Genomic DNA, 18,417 nt, shown 5'->3' with positions numbered 1-18,417 from the left:
TTAGCGTGGCGGGTGACAGATGATAGGTGATTGCAATGTCATCTATCTTCTGTCATCTGCTATTTTTTTGCTTTATGCATTATCGTTTTACACAATATTGGCAACAGCATTTTCCGGGCATTCCGATGCAGCATTGCAGGCTGGTTGTGGCTGTCAGCGGCGGGATAGATAGTGTTGTGCTGACCCATTTGCTTTACAGGCTAAATGTAGATTTTGTAATGGTTCATTGCAATTTTCAGTTACGTGGCGCCGAGAGTGAAAGGGATGAGGCTTTTGTAAGGGCATTGGAGCAGCAGTATAACCGGCCCGTGCTGGTGAAGCGATTTGATACTGCGGGGTATGCCAGCGCTCAAAAGGTGGCTATACAGGAGGCTGCGAGAACGCTGCGTTACAGTTGGTTTTACGAGGTGCTGGCTGCTATGGAAGCGGAGGACAATACTATTTCGTCCAAACCTCATTTGCTGGTAACGGCTCATCATGCGAATGATAATATCGAGACACTCCTTATGAACTTTTTCAGGGGGACCGGTATTACGGGGTTACATGGTATACTGCCGAAACAAAAGCAATTGATAAGGCCATTGTTGTTTGCAAAGCGTGAAGAGATTGCTGCGTATGCGGCAGAACATGTGCTGTCGTGGGTAGAGGATGCTTCCAATGCTTCGGATAAGTATACGCGGAACTTTTTCAGACTGCAATTGCTTCCGGCAATTAAAAATGTGTTTCCGCAGGTAGAGGAGAACCTGCTTCATAATATTGATCGCTTTACCGATATTGAAATATTGTACCGTCAGTCGGTATCCTTATCTCTTGGCAAACTTGTAGAAGATAAAGGCACTGAGAAACATATTCCTATTTTGAAACTGCTGAAGACACCTGCTGCTCATACGCTTTTATGGGAGGTGTTGCAGCCGCTGCAGTTTTCAGCTGCACAGGTTGCTGAGGTCATGAAACTCGCAGGACATGGCGAGAACAGCAGTTATGTAGCTTCTGTTGCTTACAGGGTTATCAAGAACAGGAACTGGCTTATTATTGCCCCGCTGCCACCGGCGGAGGCGCCGCATGAAGCGCAGCATATTGTTATTGAAGAAAATGATAAGCGGGTAGCCTTCCGTGACGGAAAGCTTATGCTGCGTAATATTCCCGGAATTAATTTGGATGTTACCACTCATCCGGGAACGGCATTACTTAATGCCGATAAGCTCTCATTTCCTCTTTTATTGCGGCCCTGGAAACAAGGGGATTATTTCTATCCGCTTGGGATGGACAAGAAAAAGAAACTCAGCAAATTTCTTATCGATCAAAAGGTTACGGCTACTCAAAAGGAAAAGGTATGGGTACTGGAAATGGATCAAAAGATTGTTTGGGTGGTTGGGATCCGTATCGATAACCGGTTCAAAATAACACCTTCTACTGCTTCTGTTCTGGAAGTGGTATTCACTACAACGGCTTAATGGCGGCTTTAAAGCGGCTTTATTGCGGCTTTTTAGAAGAAATCTCTTACCTGTTCTACGAAATAGGTAATGGGATTAAAGTCGGTAAGTACCAGGCTGGTTACAATCAGGAAAGCGATACCGTAAATAGCTCCCCACAAGTGTGCGGAGTGGTTGATATTGCCGTGTCCTTTTTTGGCAAGTACGGATGATACTATCAGGAAAAGCGGTGCGAAGATGAAGGCAGGGATGGTTATAAAGGGAACGAATATGAGTCCTATTCCACTTCTTGGGCTAAGGAACATGGCACAGAAAGCAATTGCGGAAACAGCTCCGGAAGCGCCGAGGCTACGATAGCCGTAGTTTTCCTTATGTTGTGCGTAGGTAGGCAGCAGGCTGATCACGAGCGAGGTGATGTATAATCCCAGGTACAGGAGCTTTCCGGGCATTTCGCCGAAGATGCGCATAAAATCAGCTTCAATACTACTGCCAAACAGGTAAAGGGCGTACATGTTGAACAACAGGTGCAGCATGTCGGCATGGATGAAGCCGCAGGTGATGAAGCGATACCATTGATTACGGTAAGTTACTGCCGGTGGTGAGAAAATGAGGTCGTCCATTAATTTCGCGTTACTAAAGGCGGTAAAGGAGATCACGGCAGTAATACAGATAATAATAATCGTTAAAGTCATCTTGCGCTTCTGTTTTTCAATCTGATAGAATAACTATACGTATTGCAAAATACAACATTCATTTGCCATTTCGCTGTTAATACCTTGTATTAACCTTTCAGCAGGGTTTCTTTTTAATTTCTGCCTTTTGTTTTTGTTGTTATTGATGATGGTATTTTTCATTCCTTAAGATGGTACAGGCGCGGTATACCTGTTCGCTGAGGATGAGTCGTACGAGCATGTGTGGGAATACGAGTTTAGACAGGCTCCATACGTGGTTGGCTCTGTGGGTAACCTGTTCATCTACGCCGAAAGCTCCGCCGATGAGGAAGATGAGTCTGCGGCTGCTTTCATTTGCTTTTTGCTGGATAAGCCGGGCGAGTTCGGGTGATGAAAGCTGTTTGCCGCGTTCGTCGAGCAAAATAAGCTGATCGTCGGGTTGTAAGAGTTGGAGGATGCTTGCGGCTTCCTGCTTTTTTAGTTCGGCTTCGGGTAGTACGCCTGCATTCTTTAGAGGGGGGATGATATGCCAGGCGGCCGGGAAATATTTGCCGATCCTTCCTGTGAAATCATCGACCCCGGCTTTGATATAGGCCTCATGAGGCTTTCCTACTGAATAAAATAGAATTTTCACGGCTGCAAGGTACGTGCTTTGTAAAAAACAAAATTACCCGGATATTTGCGCCTTCCTTTAAAATTCAACTGATATGCGTATTGCAATTAATGGCATGGGACGGATTGGGCGCTTGTTATACAGGCGGTTGCTGGAATTGGCAGAAGTGGAACTGGTAGCAGTGAACGATATCATGGATTCCGATAATCTGAGGTATTTGCTGAAGTATGATTCGGTTTACGGTGCTTTTGGTGGTTCGGAGGCGGAGAAGAACGTACGTTTTCTGCAATGCGGCAATCCGCTTGAGTTACCCTGGAAGGAGCTGAAGATCGATGTCGTCCTGGAGTGTACAGGTGTTTTTGCGAGCAGGGAGGGGGCTGAGCTTCACCTGAGAGCAGGGGCGTCGAAGGTTATGCTTTCCAGTACTGGTCCGGCAGATATTCCATTGCTTATTTATGGTTTTAACCAGCATCAGCTTACAGCGGACACTACCGTTTTTTCTCCGGGGGGCTGTATGACGAATTGTTCGGTACATATTTTATACATTCTCAATGCTATAGGTATTGATTCGGCACAGTTGAACATTCTGCATAGTTATACCTCGCGGCAATCGCTTGTTGACGGGCCGCACAACCATTTACGCAGGGGAAGGGCAGCTGCTGAATCAATTATACCTGTGGAGGTTGACCTGTTCCAGTCGCTGAACCGGCTACTGCCTGTTTTGAACGGCAGGATAGCGACGCTGAGCACCCGTGTGCCTGTGGCGAATGGGGCGATGGCGGATTTTACCGTTCAGCTGAAAGATGAGGTTTCTGTTGCGCAGGTGAACCAAATGTTTAAAACTGCTGCTGAGAAGGAATACGATGGTGTGCTGGAATATACCACCGATCCGCTGGTATCTCTTGATATTAAGGGGAATACACATTCCTGTATCGTAGATGGCACGCTTACTTCCCTAGTGGGAAGGCAACTGAAGCTGATAGCCTGGTTTGATAATGAATATGGCTATACGAGCCGGATGATTGACTGGCTGCTTTATTGGAAAACGGTTTCCTGATAAAGAAAATTTTACTTATTTTACTATATTAATTTAACAGATATGATTAAACTACAAGCCATAGGGAACCTGGGAAAGGATTGTGTGCTGAACAATGTGAACGGGAAGAGTGTGATCAATTTCAGCGTGGCACATACCGAGAGATTTCGTGATGCTACAGGCAATCAGAAAGATAGGACTATCTGGGTGGAATGTGCTTACTGGACAGACAGGACCGGTATTGCTCCTTATTTGAAAAGAGGCACACAAGTATATGTAGAAGGAAACCCTGATATCCGCACTTATCAAACCAATGACGGAAGGCAAGGCGCTTCTCTTTCTTTACGTGTTACCAGCATCCAGCTTCTTGGAGCGCGTGGTGAAGGCGGCGGTGGTGCAGAAGGTGGCGGCGGCGCTTCTTACGGCGCTCCTGCGGCCAATAATTATGGTGGAGGTGGTAACAACTACGGTGGGGGCGGTTATAATGCGCCTGCTGCCGGTGGCGCCAATACCATTACTGAGCCTTTGGATGATCTGCCGTTTTAAGCTATCAAGTATTTATGGAAAGCCCGTTGTTGTTGCAACGGGCTTTTTTTATGCTCCGAAGAGAAGAATTGTTCTGGTGTAATCATTTAAACATTTTTCTTAGTCTGCTAAGCGTATAAACACTGATGTCGAGATAGCTCGCAAGGAACTTTGATGGAATTCTAAGGATCATTTCCGGGTGTTTTTTCATGATAAATGCATACCGTTCCGCTGCTGTATTTCCGCGTATTGCGAACAGCCGTTCATCGCACTGGATGTAATATTTTTCTGTCAGGAGCCGGCCGTGGATGTTGAACTCCGGGAATTTAAGGTAGATCTGCTGCAGGTGGTCGTAGCTGATATAATGTACCAATGCGGGTTCCAATGCCTGAATACTTTCATTGCTACTTTCCTGTTTAAAAAAGCTGCTTACGGCAATGATGATATCCTGTTCTTTCATGAACCATGAAGATATTTCCTGGTCTCCTACTTCATAGAAACATCTGAACAGCCCGTATTCGACGAAGAATATGTGCCTGCTGATTGTGTTAGCCCTGAGGATATATTCGTTTTTGTTAACCTGCTTTGTTTGAACATGCGCCCGCAGGTATGTTTCGAGGTCGGCAGACATTGTTTGAATGGCGTGAAGTCGCGTTAACAAAGATTCCATATCAATAGATGAGCGGTGTCAGGAAGTGATGTAAGATCGTTTAGTAAAAATAGTAATAATCCTGCGTCCTTTTTGTCGTGTGTAAGGCAGACTGTCTGAAAACAGAAATAATTGCTATTTAGCAATTATTTCTGTTGAGGTATAGTGTGTTGGTGATCGTTTAACTCATCTTGATGATTCTTACGGGGCAGGCTTCCGATACGGTTTTTGTTTCTTCAAATACCTGGTTGCTTACCTGTAATACGAAGGTGTGTTTTTTTTCTTCGGCTCTCAGGAGCACTGCCTTGCCATCTTTGCGGCTCATACGCCATAGTTCCGGCTGCATTTCGAAGCAGATGCCACAGCCAATACATTTATCGCGGTATTGTATGATCTTAGGCATCGGCGGCTGGCAGCAGTTTATATAGTTTATCGGATGCTGTTATTTTGTGTGCAAAGGGGAAGGTGATTTTATCGCCTTTAACGGCTTTCGGATGTTTTTCGCCGTTGACCAGTACGGCATCGAAAGTTATTTTTTCCATGCCAAAGGCGTTACCGCTAAGCAGGAGGGTATCGCCTTCCTGCAGGCTGCCGTTTTCTATGATAAACTCTCCCACCTGGATCTTTGGATAAAAGCGGCTTCCCTTGCCAGCATATATTTTCTTCTCGGTGGCTATAGAGCCGGGTGTTTTTGTCCACTGGCCCATTTCCCTGCCGAGGTAATAACCTTCCCAGAAGCCGCGATTGTAGACTGTTGCAAGTGTTTGCATCCAGGCTTCGACCTTAGATGTATTGTAGGTGCCTTCTTGTATTGCATTTATGGCTTCGCGATAACAGGCTGTTACGGTATGCACGTATTCGGCGCCTTTACTGCGGCCTTCTATTTTAAGTACGGCAGCACCGGATTGTATTACTTCGTCCAGGATATTGATGGTGCAGAGGTCTTGCGGCGACATGATGTATTCGTTGTCGACTACGAGTTCGTCACCAGTTTCGGTGTCTGTAACTTTATAAGGGCGGCGGCAATTTTGCACGCAGGCGCCGCGGTTGGCGGATGCATTCTGGCTGTGCAGGCTTAGGTAACATTTACCTGATACTGCCATACAAAGCGCGCCATGTATAAAGATCTCGATCTTTACCAGTTCTCCTGAAGGGCCGGTGATGTTTTTGCGTTTTATGCCGTTGCAAACGTTCGCTATTTGTTTTAGTGTTAACTCTCTTGCGAGTACGATGGTATCGGCAAAGCGTGCATAAAACTGAACTGATTCGAGGTTGCTGACATTGGCCTGGGTAGAAATATGTAAGGGGATGCCCATGCGGGTGCATAACTCAATGACTGCAAAGTCTGACGCTATGACGGCATCTACGTTGTGTTCTTTTACTTCTTTTAAGACACCTTGCAGTAACTGCATGTCGTATTCATACATTACTGTATTGAGCGTGATATAACATTTCACACCTGCTGCGTGGCAGCGCCGGCTGACTTCTGCGATATCATCGATAGAAAATCCGCCTGAGGAGCGGCTGCGCATATTCAATTGTTCCACGCCAAAATAAATAGCATTGGCTCCTGCGTTAATGGCTGCCTGCATGGCATCAAATGAGCCAGCAGGCGATAATAGTTCTACGTCCATATTTTATATAATATCCAGGGATTCCAGGTTTGTCACCAAAAATGCTGTTGTTCCGACACTTTTTCGTTGGTGGCGAGTTGCAAAATTAGTGCTAAACGATAGCTTTCAAGAAGAAGGTGACGAATGTCATCGTTTGTGGGATGCGTCAACTGAAAAACCACAATGAGGGAGAAAGATATTGGAAGGGGTATTTCTTAACGGAAAATATATTCTCATTTGAGAAATTTGTGTAGATTTGTGGAGAATGACAAATCGAAGACTAAAGACCGTAGAACGTTAAGCCGAGTATTTTCTATTTAAAACAGTCAGGCTATGAGATTATTGGCACGGCCTATAGTTAATGATTTTATTCGAAAGCATCCTCCAGCAAGTGTACCATTGAATGATTGGTTTAGAAAGACCGAGAAGGCCGACTGGAGAGATTTTGTTCATGTTAAGGAAACTTTCAATTCCTGTGATGGTATAGGGAATGACAGGTATGTGTTCAATATTGGTGGAAATAACTATTGTGTAGTTGCGATGATTAATTTCAGGGCCAGATTTGTTTATATAAGGGGTGTGCTGACGCATGCAGAATACGATAGCATGAGAGGCAAGTTAGATAGTCTTTAAGGAGGGTACTATGATAAAGATTGAAACAAAACAAGATTATTACAGTGCGATGGCGGAAATCGAAACTTATCTTGGTAAAGGTTTCGGTGGTCTGTCAGTGGCTGAAGACAAGCGCCTTGAGGAATTGTCAACGGCTGTAGAAGTATGGGAAAAGACCAACTTTCCTATACCTAAACAAGCGAGCATACCTGACTTATTGAATTACATCATGCGAGAGCGTAATGTTACTCAGAGTAAATTGTCTGAAGAGCTGGATGTTTCCAAGTCTAATCTGTCTGCAATATTGAGTGGCAAGAAAAGAGTAAATCTAGATCTTGTTCGTTCTCTGCATTCAAAGTTTAAGCTGGATGGAAATATGCTTCTTGAATTATTATAGCCAGCAATGAGTATCAGCATTGGCATTCTCATTACCGGCTTTTTTATCTTTATGATTTTTTAGCTTTGCCTAACCCGATTTTATAGTCATCGGGGGTGCCTGTTACTTTAATGTTCATGAACCTGACCTTTTTGTTTACGTCGCGGTATTCGATGGCGTCTACCTGGTCGGGGTCTACTTCTTCCTGCTTTTTACCGAATAACATGCGGAAGCCCACGGAGGTTACCATTTTCAGTGGTATACGCATGTAGTACTCCATCTTCATATCGAGGGCCTGTTTGCCGGATATTTCCATGAAGCCCAGTGAGGAGTTGATGTTCATGGAAGGGATGATCAGTGCTCCTTCTTTAAAAGTTAGTTTATTTCGTAAAGTATCGAAGCGTACCATGTTCAGGTTTTTGTCTTTGAAATAACTGGACATGGCCTGCATGGGGGCAAAGTTTATGAGGGTGCCGTTGCGGATGTCGACATCCAGTTCGGCGGTAGAGTTTTCAATCACCGGCGTAAGGTCGGGGTGTATCTGCACATAACCTTTGATAACGCCGTTGAGGCGGCCTTTGATATTTTTGTTGATGACATAATCCTGTCCCAGGTAATCCAGCTTCAGCATCATTTTCTCGATGTTCATATCCGTAATCCTCATGCGGCTTTTCATGAAGATCTTTTTTGCATCGGCGCCGTTGAAATAACCGCGTGCATCTATGCGTCCTTCGGCGATCTCGAGGCCCAGTGTATCGAGGAACAGGTGTTGATCGGCGCGCATTCTTGCATTACTGTACAGGTTTTTGATCCACAAACGATGGTACTTGATCTTGCCGATGTTTACGGTGCCAGTAAAGTCGATGAACGGGATCTGGAAAATATTAAAGGCATTGGCGTGTGCTGATGTCGTTTTATGCGTTACCGTGGCAGGGGCTGGGGCGCTTGATAATGCCGGCGTATTTTCTTCCGTTGCCAGCAGCCGGTAGTTGGTGAGCTGGTCGACATCGAGGAAACGGGATGCGAAACGCAGATAATTTTCCTTCTTTCTTTTAACGGTATCCTTGCCGGTGTATAATCGCATGCTGATGTCGAAATCACTGCGTCCAACTTTACCAGTGAGGGTATCTATTCTCACAAAATGATCTGCACCCAACATTACTGTTCCTTTTACGCTATCCAGCTGGAATGCGTGCTTTTGCAGTGTGCCGGAGATATTCGCGATCCTGATCTTTGCAAAGCGGAAGACGGAGTCGTAACGCAGGTCTGTTTTCGATCTTAGCCACAGGTTGGTGGTCACTTCTTCGTGATAGTCCTGTGGAACGAGCTTGCGGCTGTATTTACCGAGCAGGTCGCGCATGGCCAGCCGTTTAGATTGCAGGTCGAATGCAATCTGGGTTCTGCCTCTTTTTACTGAGTCGAACCATAACTGGTAATTTACTACCCTGCCTTTGAAAGCCAGGTCGGTGCTGTCGATCATGCCGCCGAATTTGCGTAACAGGAGGGCCGTATCGTTGATCGCGAGTTCGGCACCGAAGTCATGAAATGCATGCGGGTAATGTTTGAAAGAAGCAAACAGCTTTTCTATTTTGAATTTTCCTTTTGGAAGGGGTTTAGGATGGAGTAATTCATTTACTGATGTTTCGAGTGAAAGCCCGATATTAAAGCCCAGGATCTCTTCTTTTGCCTTATTGCTTTTGGCTGTATCGAAGGCCAGGAGTTCTTTCATAATCATACGCTGGCTGGCAGCGCTAAAGGTAAGTTGTACTGGTTTCTGCTGCTGGTGGAAGAGCGCAGGCAGGTCGCTTAAGGTTCCTTTCATTTTAAAATCGGAATGTCCCAGGTTAAAGCTCAGCGTGTCGAGGCATACAAATCCATCTTTCATATCGGCGTGCAGATCCAGGTTGCGGATCATATGCGGGTAGTTGGGGATACGAAAGGTGAGGTCGCGTATGGTTAGTTCGCTTTGAATACCCTGGCTGAGCCTGGCCATAGATTCTTCCGGCGCTCCTATGTCAACCAATTCCTTAAAGTTCATTTTCAGGCTTATATGTCCTGTCAGGCGTTCCAGGTCCTTAATGCCCAGGAAGGCGCCCAGGAAGGCCAGTTCCAGTTCTGAATTCACCTGCATGAATAGTTTGGGATCGGTGAAGTCGCGCATTACGAAGTTTCCTTTGAAAATGCCTTTATCGGGTCTTGCATTCATACCCATGAGGCGTAGTTCGGAGGTCTTGAGTGAATGGGCGGGGCCGTTGGTGTAAAAGCCTTTGAAGGCAAGTGAATCTATGCGTTTGTTGGCTTTTGTATTGTGCAGCCATGCATTGTCGCAGGCAAATGAAAGTTCAATTAGTGGCAGCTGGTTTTGTTTGATAGCGCCTTTGATGTGTCCGTCGAAGCTTAAGTGTCCGTCGTATTTAAAACGTCCCAGTTCTTGGGTTACGGCTTCGGGTGCAAAGGAGAAGAGTTGTTTGAAATCGGGTTTGTCGCCTTTGATCCTGAGATCGACGGTGTTATCGTGTGCCAGGTCGGCGGTGCCGGTAATATTGAAACGTGCTTCTTCGAGTTTAAGTTTTCCTACGGGCAGGTTCACCATTTTGCTGGCTTTGTTGTACGAGAACTCGAGGTCGGTTTCAAAGTGTTTGTGACGGAATAAAACAGTATCGCCGGGGCGGGTATAATCCAACAGCATGGCTCCGTTTAATTTTGCGTGTATCAGCAGGCTATCCATTTTGAAGGAGGACTGGATCTTGCTGATCCGGGAAGTGAAGTGCTGACCGCTTTTTTTATCGGAATAGGCAACAAGCATGTCTTTGATGACGACCTTTTTCAGATTCAGGTCCAGCTCTGTGCTGCTGCTGTCTGTTACCGTACTGGTATCGGTTTTCATGCGGCTTGCTTCTACAATGTTCAGGCGTCCGGCGTTATCCTGTACAAGATCGAGATGCCCATTTTTCAACGCAATTACTTTCACATGGTATTTCTGCTGCAGGATATCGGTAAGGCTAAAGCCGATATACAGGCGTTCGGATTCGTAAATAGGTTTTGCATTCTTTTGTTTGTTGGCGTAGAACTGCACCTGTTTGAGGCCTATAGAGATGTAGGGGTAGTTCTGAAGCAATGAAATATTGCTGCCGTTTATGACCAGTTCGCCCTGCAATTGTTTGTTCAGTTCTTTTACTGCCAGTTTTACCAGCCGGTCTTGCTGGGTAAATAAAATAGTTGCAGCAATTCCAACGAGGAGTACCAATACTATAACAGGAATCAATACAATACGAATAATACGTTTGCGTGTTTTACGGGTCATAGAACAGACGCTTTGCCGGTTTAAGAAATTACGCCAGGATAATGGTAGCTGATAATGCGCGTAAATTAACATACAACAACAATATGTAATCGTTAAAAACGATTAACCGGTAAAACCAGCCGATGAAAGGGAAAGGCTTATACTGGTGCTATACGCTGCTAAGCTTATTAGCTTTTTTAGTCAACGACAAATTGACAGCAGGAGTTGATTCGGTGATTCCCGGTTTATGGAAGAAAAGAAACAGCGTTTTTCTATATTTGCGTAACTGGTTACGTAAATGGTTACTTATATGGAATTTTACAAGAAAACAGGAAAGGTGGCACTGGGAAGCCGGTTGCGGTTATTGACCGACAGTGTAACAAATGATGCTGCGGAGATTTACAAGAGCTATGGAATTGATATGAATCCTAAGTGGTTTCCGGTGTTTTATGTACTTGCGGGTGGGGCGGCCAGGACGGTTACTTCCATTGCTGCTGAGATAGGGCATAGTCATCCTTCGGTGAGTAAGATTGTACGGGAGATGGCTGGTGCGGGACTGGTATCGGAGCAAAAGGATGAGGCAGACGGGCGCCGTAACATGGTGGAACTTACGGTTATGGGGAAGGCGGTAAATGAAAAGATCCAGGATCAATATACGGATGTAAGGGCGGCTATAGAGGAGGTTTCAGCTGAAGCGAATCATGATCTGTGGAAGGCCATTGAAGAATGGGAATTTTTATTGGAGCAGAAATCGTTCTTTGAGCGTGTGAAAGATAAACGGAAGGAAAGGGAAAGGGGTAAAGTTTCCATTGTTACGTATAACGACAGTTACCAGTTGGCTTTCAAATCACTTAATGAAGAATGGATCTCTGCTTATTTTAAGATGGAGGCGACCGATTACAAGTCGTTGGATAATCCTGAAGGGTATATCATCGATAAAGGTGGTGTTATACTTGTTGCGTTATACGAGAATATACCTGTTGGAGTTTGTGCGCTTATAAAAATGAACGATCCGGAGTTCGATTATGAACTGGCCAAAATGGCTGTATCTCCTAAAGCGCAGGGGAAACATATTGGCTTTATGCTTGGCACCGCTATTCTCGATAAAGCAAAAGAGCTGGGCGCTCAAAAGATCTATCTCGAAAGCAATACTATTCTCAAGCCTGCGATAGCACTTTATCATAAGCTCGGTTTCAAAAAAATAACGGGCAGACCTTCGCCGTACGAGCGTTGTAATATTCAAATGGCAGTACAGCTATAGTTTACCTGCCATTTATGATCTGTTCTATTTCTTCACGGCTTACAGGTGTTTCTTTGTTGTCGATGTTGATCACGATAAGATACCCTTTGGTGCCGGGGCTTGATACGAATGTGTTGGCGAGTTCGAACTGGTCGCTGTAAGCTAGTGTGCCATCCTGTTCATTCCAGGTTTCGAGGGCGCAGAGGCAGCCTTCGGTAGGGGTGAGGGGATAGTAGGATTTGTTTTTGAAATAATTGGGATCGATGGTGGTGCCGTGTGCTATGATCTCGGATCGGCCGATAAGGCCTGCATAAAATGCTTCTGTTATGGGCTGGTAACTGCGCCAGCTTGCAGGCAGCAGCCGAAGGTAGTTGTTGAGCATACTTATGCCTGAATCGTAGCCATTGTGCCAGAACGCAAATTTGCGCGATGCCAATGAATCGGTATAAAGCACTCTGCCTGTGCGGTCGCGTTTCAATGTATCGCCTGTGGAAATGCGGGCGGCGCTGTCTTTGGCGTATTGTTTTTCCAGCTCAAAGGGCATTGCCAGCTGGATATTGGGGGTAGGGCCTATCAGTCGGTTGTGTGATACTGCTATGCCCTGGATACTATAGATACCTTGTGGTGTGTTACCGTTGGTAATAAAATAGGGCAGGTTGGAAGATGCCCGTGCCAACTGGCGGAATACCAGCAGCCGGCCGCTGCTGTCGCGGGCAAAGCTGCCATCTGTATTTTGGATAACAGCCAAACCGGGATAGTCGCGATTCCAACGCTGAAAAGAATAGATGATTTTCTGATCCAGTTTTTTCTGTTGCAGGAAGAGGTCTTGCAGCGAAGGGGCTGGTTGTTGCCGGTATGCGTGTTCAAATACAAGATATCGTTGCAGTTCGTTGAGGAGGGGTAAGGTATCAATTCCGGGGAAACGTGTTTTAATTAGCTGCTTCAGCTGCATTGTTTCTGCCAGTTCCCATTTATCGGTTGATATGTACAGGGCCTGCATTGCAAAGAGCCTGGGCACTGTTTCGCGTTGCAGCAATGCCTTTACTTCGGGTATAAAGCTGCCGGGGTAAACGCCATAGATGGCTTGCAGCAAGGCGCGGCGGGTACTGTATCCGAGTGAATCGTAAGCCTGTAGCATTTTGCGTAAGCCTTGTTCTACTACGGGCGACTGAAGTTGGAATTGTGATATGGTGAGGCAAGCGGATTCGTAGCTGAATTCTGTATTACTGTCGAGCGGTTCGGCAAAAACGGCGTCTACTGCGCCATGACGCAGGTAGGCATCGAAAGACTGTCGTTTCTTTGATAATACAGCATCTGTTTTTATTGTTGTTTTTACCAGTTGTGCGTGAACACCGTTGCAGATCATTATTCCTAAACATATACATACTGCTACAGCACCCATTTTCATGTAGCCTGCGTTCTTACTATACCTATGGGCTATCACCGGGAATAATATGATTTTTTTCATGCTGCTGTAAAAGTAGCCTTTCTTAACTTGCACACATGGAAAACGTGTATTCTTACGGGCAATTGTCTGCCTTTACTCAAAATATCTTTAAAAAAATAGGCTGCTCCGATGAACATGCTGCGCTTGCCACAGCAGTGCTGGTGTCTGCCGATCTGCGTGGTATAGACAGTCATGGTGTGGCGCGTCTCAGCGGTTACGTACGACTTTGGGAAGCAAAACGGATTAATGCAACACCGGATATACGGGTTGTACATGAAACGCCTTCTACAGCGGTTGTGGATGGTGATGCGGGGCTTGGGCTGGTGGTAGCGCCTTATGCTATGGCCATTGCTATTGAAAAGGCACGGCAGGTGGGTACCGGATGGGTGAGTGTGCGTAACAGTAATCATTTTGGTATTGCGGGGTATCATGCGATGATGGCATTGCAAAGTGATATGATTGGTATGGCTATGACCAATGCCAGTGCGCTGGTGGCCCCTACATGCAGTGTAGAGCGGATGCTGGGGACTAATCCTATTGCAGTTGCTATTCCTGCTGCGCAGCAGCCGCCTTTTGTTGCCGATTTTGCTACTACCACTGCTGCCAACGGTAAACTTGAAATATTACAGCGTAAGAATGCTGATGCTCCAGCAGGGTGGGTACAGGACAAGGATGGTAATTCATCGACCAATGCTCATGCCCTGAAAGAAGCCGGGGCATTACTTCCTCTTGGCAGCGACAGGGAGCATGGCAGTCATAAGGGATATGCACTGGGCAGTATCGTAGATATTTTTTCGGCAGTACTCAGTGGCGCCAGTTATGGGCCCTGGGCGCCTCCTTTCCCTGCTTATGTTCCTATGCCCGAAAATATGCCGGGACAGGGGTTAGGGCATTTCTTCGGCGCCATGCGTGTTGATGCTTTCCGTCCTGCTGAAGAATTTAAACAACATATGGATAACTGGATCGGTCGTTTCCGGCAGGCCAAACCTGCTCCGGGTTATGAAAAAGTGCTGATTCCGGGTGATCCTGAGCGTGAAACCGAAAGCTACAGGATGGAGAATGGAATTCCTGTTGTGGCTCCGGTAGTGAACGATCTGAAACAATTGGGAGAGAAATTCGGAATTGCGCTTTAACTTCGCTCCCCAATTGAATCATAACATCATTAACAACTCTAAAAACAAGATCCGATTGCGATGAAAGTAATGAAGTTTGGCGGCACCAGCGTAGGTAAGCCGGAACGTATGCACCAGGTAGCTCAGCTCATCACTAAAGATGACGAGTCAAAGATCGTGGTATTGAGCGCCCTCAGCGGTACTACCAACGCATTGGTAGCTATCAGCGACAGTATTGCCAATAGCGACAGAGATGCAGCCAAACGAAAGATTGAAGAACTTGAAGCGCATTACAGGAATTTTATCCCTGCTCTCGTTACTACTGAAGCAGCGCGTAAGAAGGCAGGTGATATTGTTACCGAACACTTCGAGTTTCTCCAGATCATTCTTCGCATTTCTTTCAGTGAAGCATTGAATAAAGATATCCTGGCGCAAGGCGAGCTGCTGAGCACAAAGCTGTTCAGCGTTTATCTTGAAGAAACAGGAGTTGATCACCTGCTGTTGCCTGCGTTGGAATTTATGAGCATCGATGCAAATGAAGAGCCCAACCTGCCTGCTATCCAGCAGAAGCTAAGCCAGCAGTTGAAACAGCATAGTGATAAAAAAATGTTTATCACACAAGGTTATATCTGCCGCAATGCGAGGGGAGAAGTGGATAACCTGAAAAGAGGCGGCAGTGATTATACTGCATCGCTTATCGCAGCAGCTGTTAAGGGAAGTGTGTGTGAGATATGGACAGATATCGACGGTATGCATAACAACGATCCCCGTATCGTAAATAAAACCTTAGCAATCGAGCAACTGAGCTTCGATGAAGCGGCTGAGCTGGCTTATTTCGGCGCAAAGATCCTTCATCCTACCTGTATCTGGCCTGCACAAATGAACAATGTGCCTGTTAAGCTGCTCAACACCATGCAGCCTGATGCAAAAGGTACTACCATCGAGGAAGACGCAGGTTCTGTTGGGGTGAAAGCGGTTGCCGCCAAAGACGGCATCATTGCTATCAAGATCAAAAGCAGCCGTATGCTGCTTGCTTATGGCTTTTTAAGAAAGGTATTTGAAGTGTTTGAAAAATATCGCACTCCTATAGATATGATCACTACGTCGGAAGTAGCTGTATCTGTAACGATCGATACAGATGCCCATCTCGATACTATTATTAAAGAGCTTGAGCCATTTGGGCATGTAGAGGTTGATAAAGACCAATCTATCGTTTCCATTGTTGGTAATGAGATTGCTGAAACGCCTGATGTATTGAAGCGTCTTTTCGATACGCTTGCAGAAATACCTGTTCGTATGGTGAGCTATGGTGGAAGTCCTCACAATATTTCCCTGCTTGTGCCCAGCGAATACAGGACTAAAACTTTGCAGCTGCTGAATGCCGGAATTTTTGGATTGTAATTTCCCAGGATGATAAAAAGAGGCCGTATCATAAGCGAGATACGGCCTCGTTTTTCTCGGGTGCCTGATGGAGAAGGGTTCCCGTTTAAGCAATTCTCAGCGGCTATTTTTATTTATGAGCCACCCTCTTTCTTTTTAAATTATTATGCTATTTAGGCAATGCGCCTATTCCTTTCATCCAGTTCTTTAAACGTTCGGGCCATTCGTCTGTAGTGGTGCTGTTGTGCAGGCCAAATCCGTGGCCGCCTTTGGGGTAGATATGCAGTTCGGACGGGGAGCCAAACTGGTTCAACGCCTGGTAAAACGAAATACTGTTGTCTACCGGTACAGCTTTGTCGTCGCCTGCATGTACAAGGAATGCGGGAGGCGTTTGGGCAGTTACCTGCAGCTCATTTGAAAAATAGCTGATACTATCGCTGGAAGGCGTTTTTCCAATGAGGTTGGTGCGTGATCCCATGTGTGTGTACTTGTCGGAGAAAGTGATCACGGGATATACCAGCACCATAAAGCTGGGTCTTACGCTGATGCCGGCGGGATTGTTGATTAATATTTTATTGAAATGTGTACCTGCGGAAGAAGCAAGGTGTCCGCCTGCAGAGAATCCCATGATACCTATTTTACTTGTGTCCAGTTTCCATTCGGCAGCTCTTGACCTTACCAGTTGTATGGCACGCTGTGCATCCTGTAATGGTCCTGTTGATTTATCGAGCATAATAGAGTCGCTGGGCAACCTGTATTTCAAAACAAAAGCTGTGATGCCCCAGCTGTTGAATAACTGGGCTACTTCGGTGCCTTCGTGTGTAGCGGCCAAACGGCCATAGCCGCCACCTGGGCAAATGATCACGGCTGCATTACTCCTGGCTTCTTTTGGGAAATAGGCGGTAAGCGTAGGGTTGATGACTTTGGCAATAGTGATCCTGTTGTTAGAAGGCGTTTGTTCTTCTTTATACGTATTGGAAGGTCTGGAATTGGGCACCGGGCCTTCGTAGAGTGGTAATACCTGTTGACTGAACATAACGGTGAATGGGATTGCTGCAAAGATCAGGGCAAGCGTTAAATGTTTCATGACTCATCATTGTTAATGCTAATATAAGTCACTATTATCAATTACTGTGTATGTTTTGGCAAGCGGTGGTGTGTTATAGGGCACGTGTGGGAAAATAAAAAGGCCCCTGTTGGGGCCTCTATATAAAATAAATAAAGATCTGTGATTTAGAGAATCAGCAATGCGTCGCCATAGCTGAAGAACCTGTATTTGTCTTTAATGGCTCTTTTGTAAGCTTCCATGGTAAGATCGTAACCGGCAAAAGCGCAGGTCATGATCAGAAGGCTGGTTTTTGGCAGGTGGAAGTTGGTTACCAGGCTATCGGCTACGTTAAAATCGTAAGGAGGATGGATAAAAGTATTGGTCCATCCTTCGCTGGGTTTTAACAGTTTCTGTGCTGTAAAGCTGCTTTCCATGGCACGCATGGTGGTGGTGCCGATAGAGCAGATGCGGTGGCCGGTTTCCTTGGCTTTGTTCACGATCTTGCAGGCACTTTCGTCGATACGGTAGTATTCGGCGTCCATTTTATGCTTGCTGAGGTCTTCCACTTCAATAGGGCGGAAGGTGCCAAGGCCTGTGTGCAGGGTTACTTCGGAGAAGCGGATACCCTTGATCTCACAACGTTTGATCAATTCTTTACTAAAGTGTAAGCCAGCGGTAGGAGCGGCAACGGCGCCTTCGTGTTTGGCGTAAACTGTCTGGTACCGTTCTTTATCTTCCTCATCGGGCTTGCGTTTGATGTATTTAGGAAGCGGCGTTTCGCCCAGGAATTCGAGCATTTTTTTGAAGCTTTCCTCATCATCTTCCCATAGGAACCGGATGGTACGTCCACGGCTGGTAGTGTTGTCAATTACTTCTGCCACCAGTTCGTCGTTTTCTCCAAAATAAAGCTTGTTGCCTACACGGATTTTACGGGCAGGATCTACGATCACGTCCCATAAACGGTTGGGCTTGTTCAGTTCACGTAACAGGAATACTTCGATTTTAGCACCTGTTTTCTCCTTGCGTCCATACATCCGTGCGGGGAACACCTTTGTGTTGTTCACTACAAACACGTCTTTGTCGTCGTAATAATCAAGGATGTCGCGGAAATAACGGTTCTCAATGTTACCAGTTTTACGATCTACAACCATCATACGGCTGTCTTCACGGCGCTTGGTAGGGTTTTGAGCAATAAGGTTAAGGGGGAGATCAAATTTGAATTGCGATAATTTCATGTGTCTATTGATTTCTTTCAATGGCCACATACACTTCTCCCAACGGTGAGGTTAGGATAATTGTCATGTTACGGCATGATTTAAAAGGGGGCAAAGGTAGTTTTTTTAAGGCAAAGTGCAAAATCGGGCTAATTCATCTGCCTT

17 protein-coding genes are annotated in these 18,417 nt (G+C 45.9%); 8 read left to right on the top strand and 9 right to left on the bottom strand.

Annotated elements, in window-relative coordinates; all coding sequences use genetic code 11:
* The first annotated feature begins 74 nt into the window (after positions 1–74).
* The gene (tilS, locus tag ESB13_RS10385; RefSeq protein WP_129002909.1) at positions 75–1,454 is read left to right on the top strand and encodes a tRNA lysidine(34) synthetase TilS; all 1,380 of its coding nucleotides are present in this window, start codon (positions 75–77) and stop codon (positions 1,452–1,454) included.
* A 32-nt stretch (positions 1,455–1,486) separates the two neighbouring features.
* Here the strand turns inward: tilS and ESB13_RS10380 are convergent, their stop codons facing one another.
* Both ESB13_RS10380 and ESB13_RS10375 read right to left on the bottom strand, forming a co-directional pair.
* Positions 1,487–2,125 (bottom strand): rhomboid family intramembrane serine protease, encoded by a 639-nt coding sequence (locus ESB13_RS10380; RefSeq protein ID WP_129002908.1) that lies wholly within the window; start codon positions 2,123–2,125, stop codon positions 1,487–1,489.
* Positions 2,126–2,264: 139 nt separating this feature from the next.
* Entirely contained in the window at positions 2,265–2,738 is a 474-nt protein-coding gene (locus ESB13_RS10375) for a 23S rRNA (pseudouridine(1915)-N(3))-methyltransferase RlmH (protein WP_129002907.1), read from the bottom strand.
* Positions 2,739–2,811: 73 nt separating this feature from the next.
* On the opposite strand from ESB13_RS10375, the gene ESB13_RS10370 reads away from it, so the two are divergent.
* Together ESB13_RS10370 and ESB13_RS10365 are read left to right on the top strand one after the other, a co-directional pair.
* Complete coding sequence (locus tag ESB13_RS10370; RefSeq protein WP_129002906.1) at positions 2,812–3,774, top strand: type I glyceraldehyde-3-phosphate dehydrogenase; 963 nt, start codon at positions 2,812–2,814, stop codon at positions 3,772–3,774.
* A 42-nt stretch (positions 3,775–3,816) separates the two neighbouring features.
* A complete protein-coding gene (locus ESB13_RS10365; RefSeq protein WP_129002905.1) occupies positions 3,817–4,299 on the top strand; it encodes a single-stranded DNA-binding protein in 483 nt (160 codons plus the stop codon).
* 82 nt (positions 4,300–4,381) lie between these two features.
* Here ESB13_RS10365 and ESB13_RS10360 read toward each other — a convergent pair whose 3' ends face one another.
* The 3 genes from ESB13_RS10360 to ESB13_RS10350 all read right to left on the bottom strand — a co-directional run bounded on the left by ESB13_RS10360 (position 4,382) and on the right by ESB13_RS10350 (position 6,561).
* The gene (locus ESB13_RS10360; protein WP_129002904.1) at positions 4,382–4,948 is read right to left on the bottom strand and encodes a Crp/Fnr family transcriptional regulator; all 567 of its coding nucleotides are present in this window, start codon (positions 4,946–4,948) and stop codon (positions 4,382–4,384) included.
* A 160-nt stretch (positions 4,949–5,108) separates the two neighbouring features.
* Positions 5,109–5,330 (bottom strand): ferredoxin, encoded by a 222-nt coding sequence (locus ESB13_RS10355; RefSeq protein WP_129002903.1) that lies wholly within the window; start codon positions 5,328–5,330, stop codon positions 5,109–5,111.
* Positions 5,323–6,561: a peptidase U32 family protein gene (locus tag ESB13_RS10350; RefSeq protein ID WP_129002902.1), complete on the bottom strand. Its 1,239-nt coding sequence runs from the start codon at positions 6,559–6,561 to the stop codon at positions 5,323–5,325. The genes ESB13_RS10355 and ESB13_RS10350 overlap by 8 nt, the downstream gene beginning before the upstream one ends.
* A 312-nt stretch (positions 6,562–6,873) precedes the next feature.
* Here ESB13_RS10350 and ESB13_RS10345 point away from each other — a divergent pair, with 312 nt between their 5' ends.
* Together ESB13_RS10345 and ESB13_RS10340 are read left to right on the top strand one after the other, a co-directional pair.
* The gene (locus ESB13_RS10345) at positions 6,874–7,173 is read left to right on the top strand and encodes a type II toxin-antitoxin system HigB family toxin (protein WP_129002901.1); all 300 of its coding nucleotides are present in this window, start codon (positions 6,874–6,876) and stop codon (positions 7,171–7,173) included.
* Positions 7,174–7,183: 10 nt separating this feature from the next.
* Positions 7,184–7,549 (top strand): helix-turn-helix domain-containing protein, encoded by a 366-nt coding sequence (locus tag ESB13_RS10340; RefSeq protein WP_129002900.1) that lies wholly within the window; start codon positions 7,184–7,186, stop codon positions 7,547–7,549.
* A gap of 49 nt (positions 7,550–7,598) precedes the next feature.
* Here ESB13_RS10340 and ESB13_RS10335 read toward each other — a convergent pair whose 3' ends face one another.
* Complete coding sequence (locus tag ESB13_RS10335; protein ID WP_129002899.1) at positions 7,599–10,832, bottom strand: AsmA family protein; 3,234 nt, start codon at positions 10,830–10,832, stop codon at positions 7,599–7,601.
* A 289-nt stretch (positions 10,833–11,121) separates the two neighbouring features.
* On the opposite strand from ESB13_RS10335, the gene ESB13_RS10330 reads away from it, so the two are divergent.
* Complete coding sequence (locus tag ESB13_RS10330) at positions 11,122–12,072, top strand: bifunctional helix-turn-helix transcriptional regulator/GNAT family N-acetyltransferase (RefSeq protein ID WP_129002898.1); 951 nt, start codon at positions 11,122–11,124, stop codon at positions 12,070–12,072.
* Position 12,073: 1 nt separating this feature from the next.
* On the opposite strand, the gene ESB13_RS10325 is transcribed toward ESB13_RS10330, so the two are convergent.
* Entirely contained in the window at positions 12,074–13,519 is a 1,446-nt protein-coding gene (locus ESB13_RS10325; protein WP_129002897.1) for a hypothetical protein, read from the bottom strand.
* A gap of 35 nt (positions 13,520–13,554) precedes the next feature.
* Here ESB13_RS10325 and ESB13_RS10320 point away from each other — a divergent pair, with 35 nt between their 5' ends.
* Complete coding sequence (locus tag ESB13_RS10320) at positions 13,555–14,631, top strand: Ldh family oxidoreductase (protein ID WP_129002896.1); 1,077 nt, start codon at positions 13,555–13,557, stop codon at positions 14,629–14,631.
* Between the two features lie 60 nt (positions 14,632–14,691).
* Complete coding sequence (locus tag ESB13_RS10315) at positions 14,692–16,011, top strand: aspartate kinase (RefSeq protein ID WP_129002895.1); 1,320 nt, start codon at positions 14,692–14,694, stop codon at positions 16,009–16,011.
* A gap of 148 nt (positions 16,012–16,159) precedes the next feature.
* On the opposite strand, the gene ESB13_RS10310 is transcribed toward ESB13_RS10315, so the two are convergent.
* Together ESB13_RS10310 and queA are read right to left on the bottom strand one after the other, a co-directional pair.
* The gene (locus ESB13_RS10310) at positions 16,160–17,077 is read right to left on the bottom strand and encodes an alpha/beta hydrolase (RefSeq protein ID WP_129002894.1); all 918 of its coding nucleotides are present in this window, start codon (positions 17,075–17,077) and stop codon (positions 16,160–16,162) included.
* A gap of 146 nt (positions 17,078–17,223) precedes the next feature.
* The gene (gene queA, locus ESB13_RS10305; protein ID WP_129002893.1) at positions 17,224–18,273 is read right to left on the bottom strand and encodes a tRNA preQ1(34) S-adenosylmethionine ribosyltransferase-isomerase QueA; all 1,050 of its coding nucleotides are present in this window, start codon (positions 18,271–18,273) and stop codon (positions 17,224–17,226) included.
* Between the last annotated feature and the right edge of the window lie 144 nt (positions 18,274–18,417).

The sequence above is a fragment of the Filimonas effusa genome, from assembly GCF_004118675.1.
GTDB lineage: Bacteria > Bacteroidota > Bacteroidia > Chitinophagales > Chitinophagaceae > Filimonas > Filimonas effusa.
This window is presented reverse-complemented; position numbering and strand designations above follow the sequence as displayed.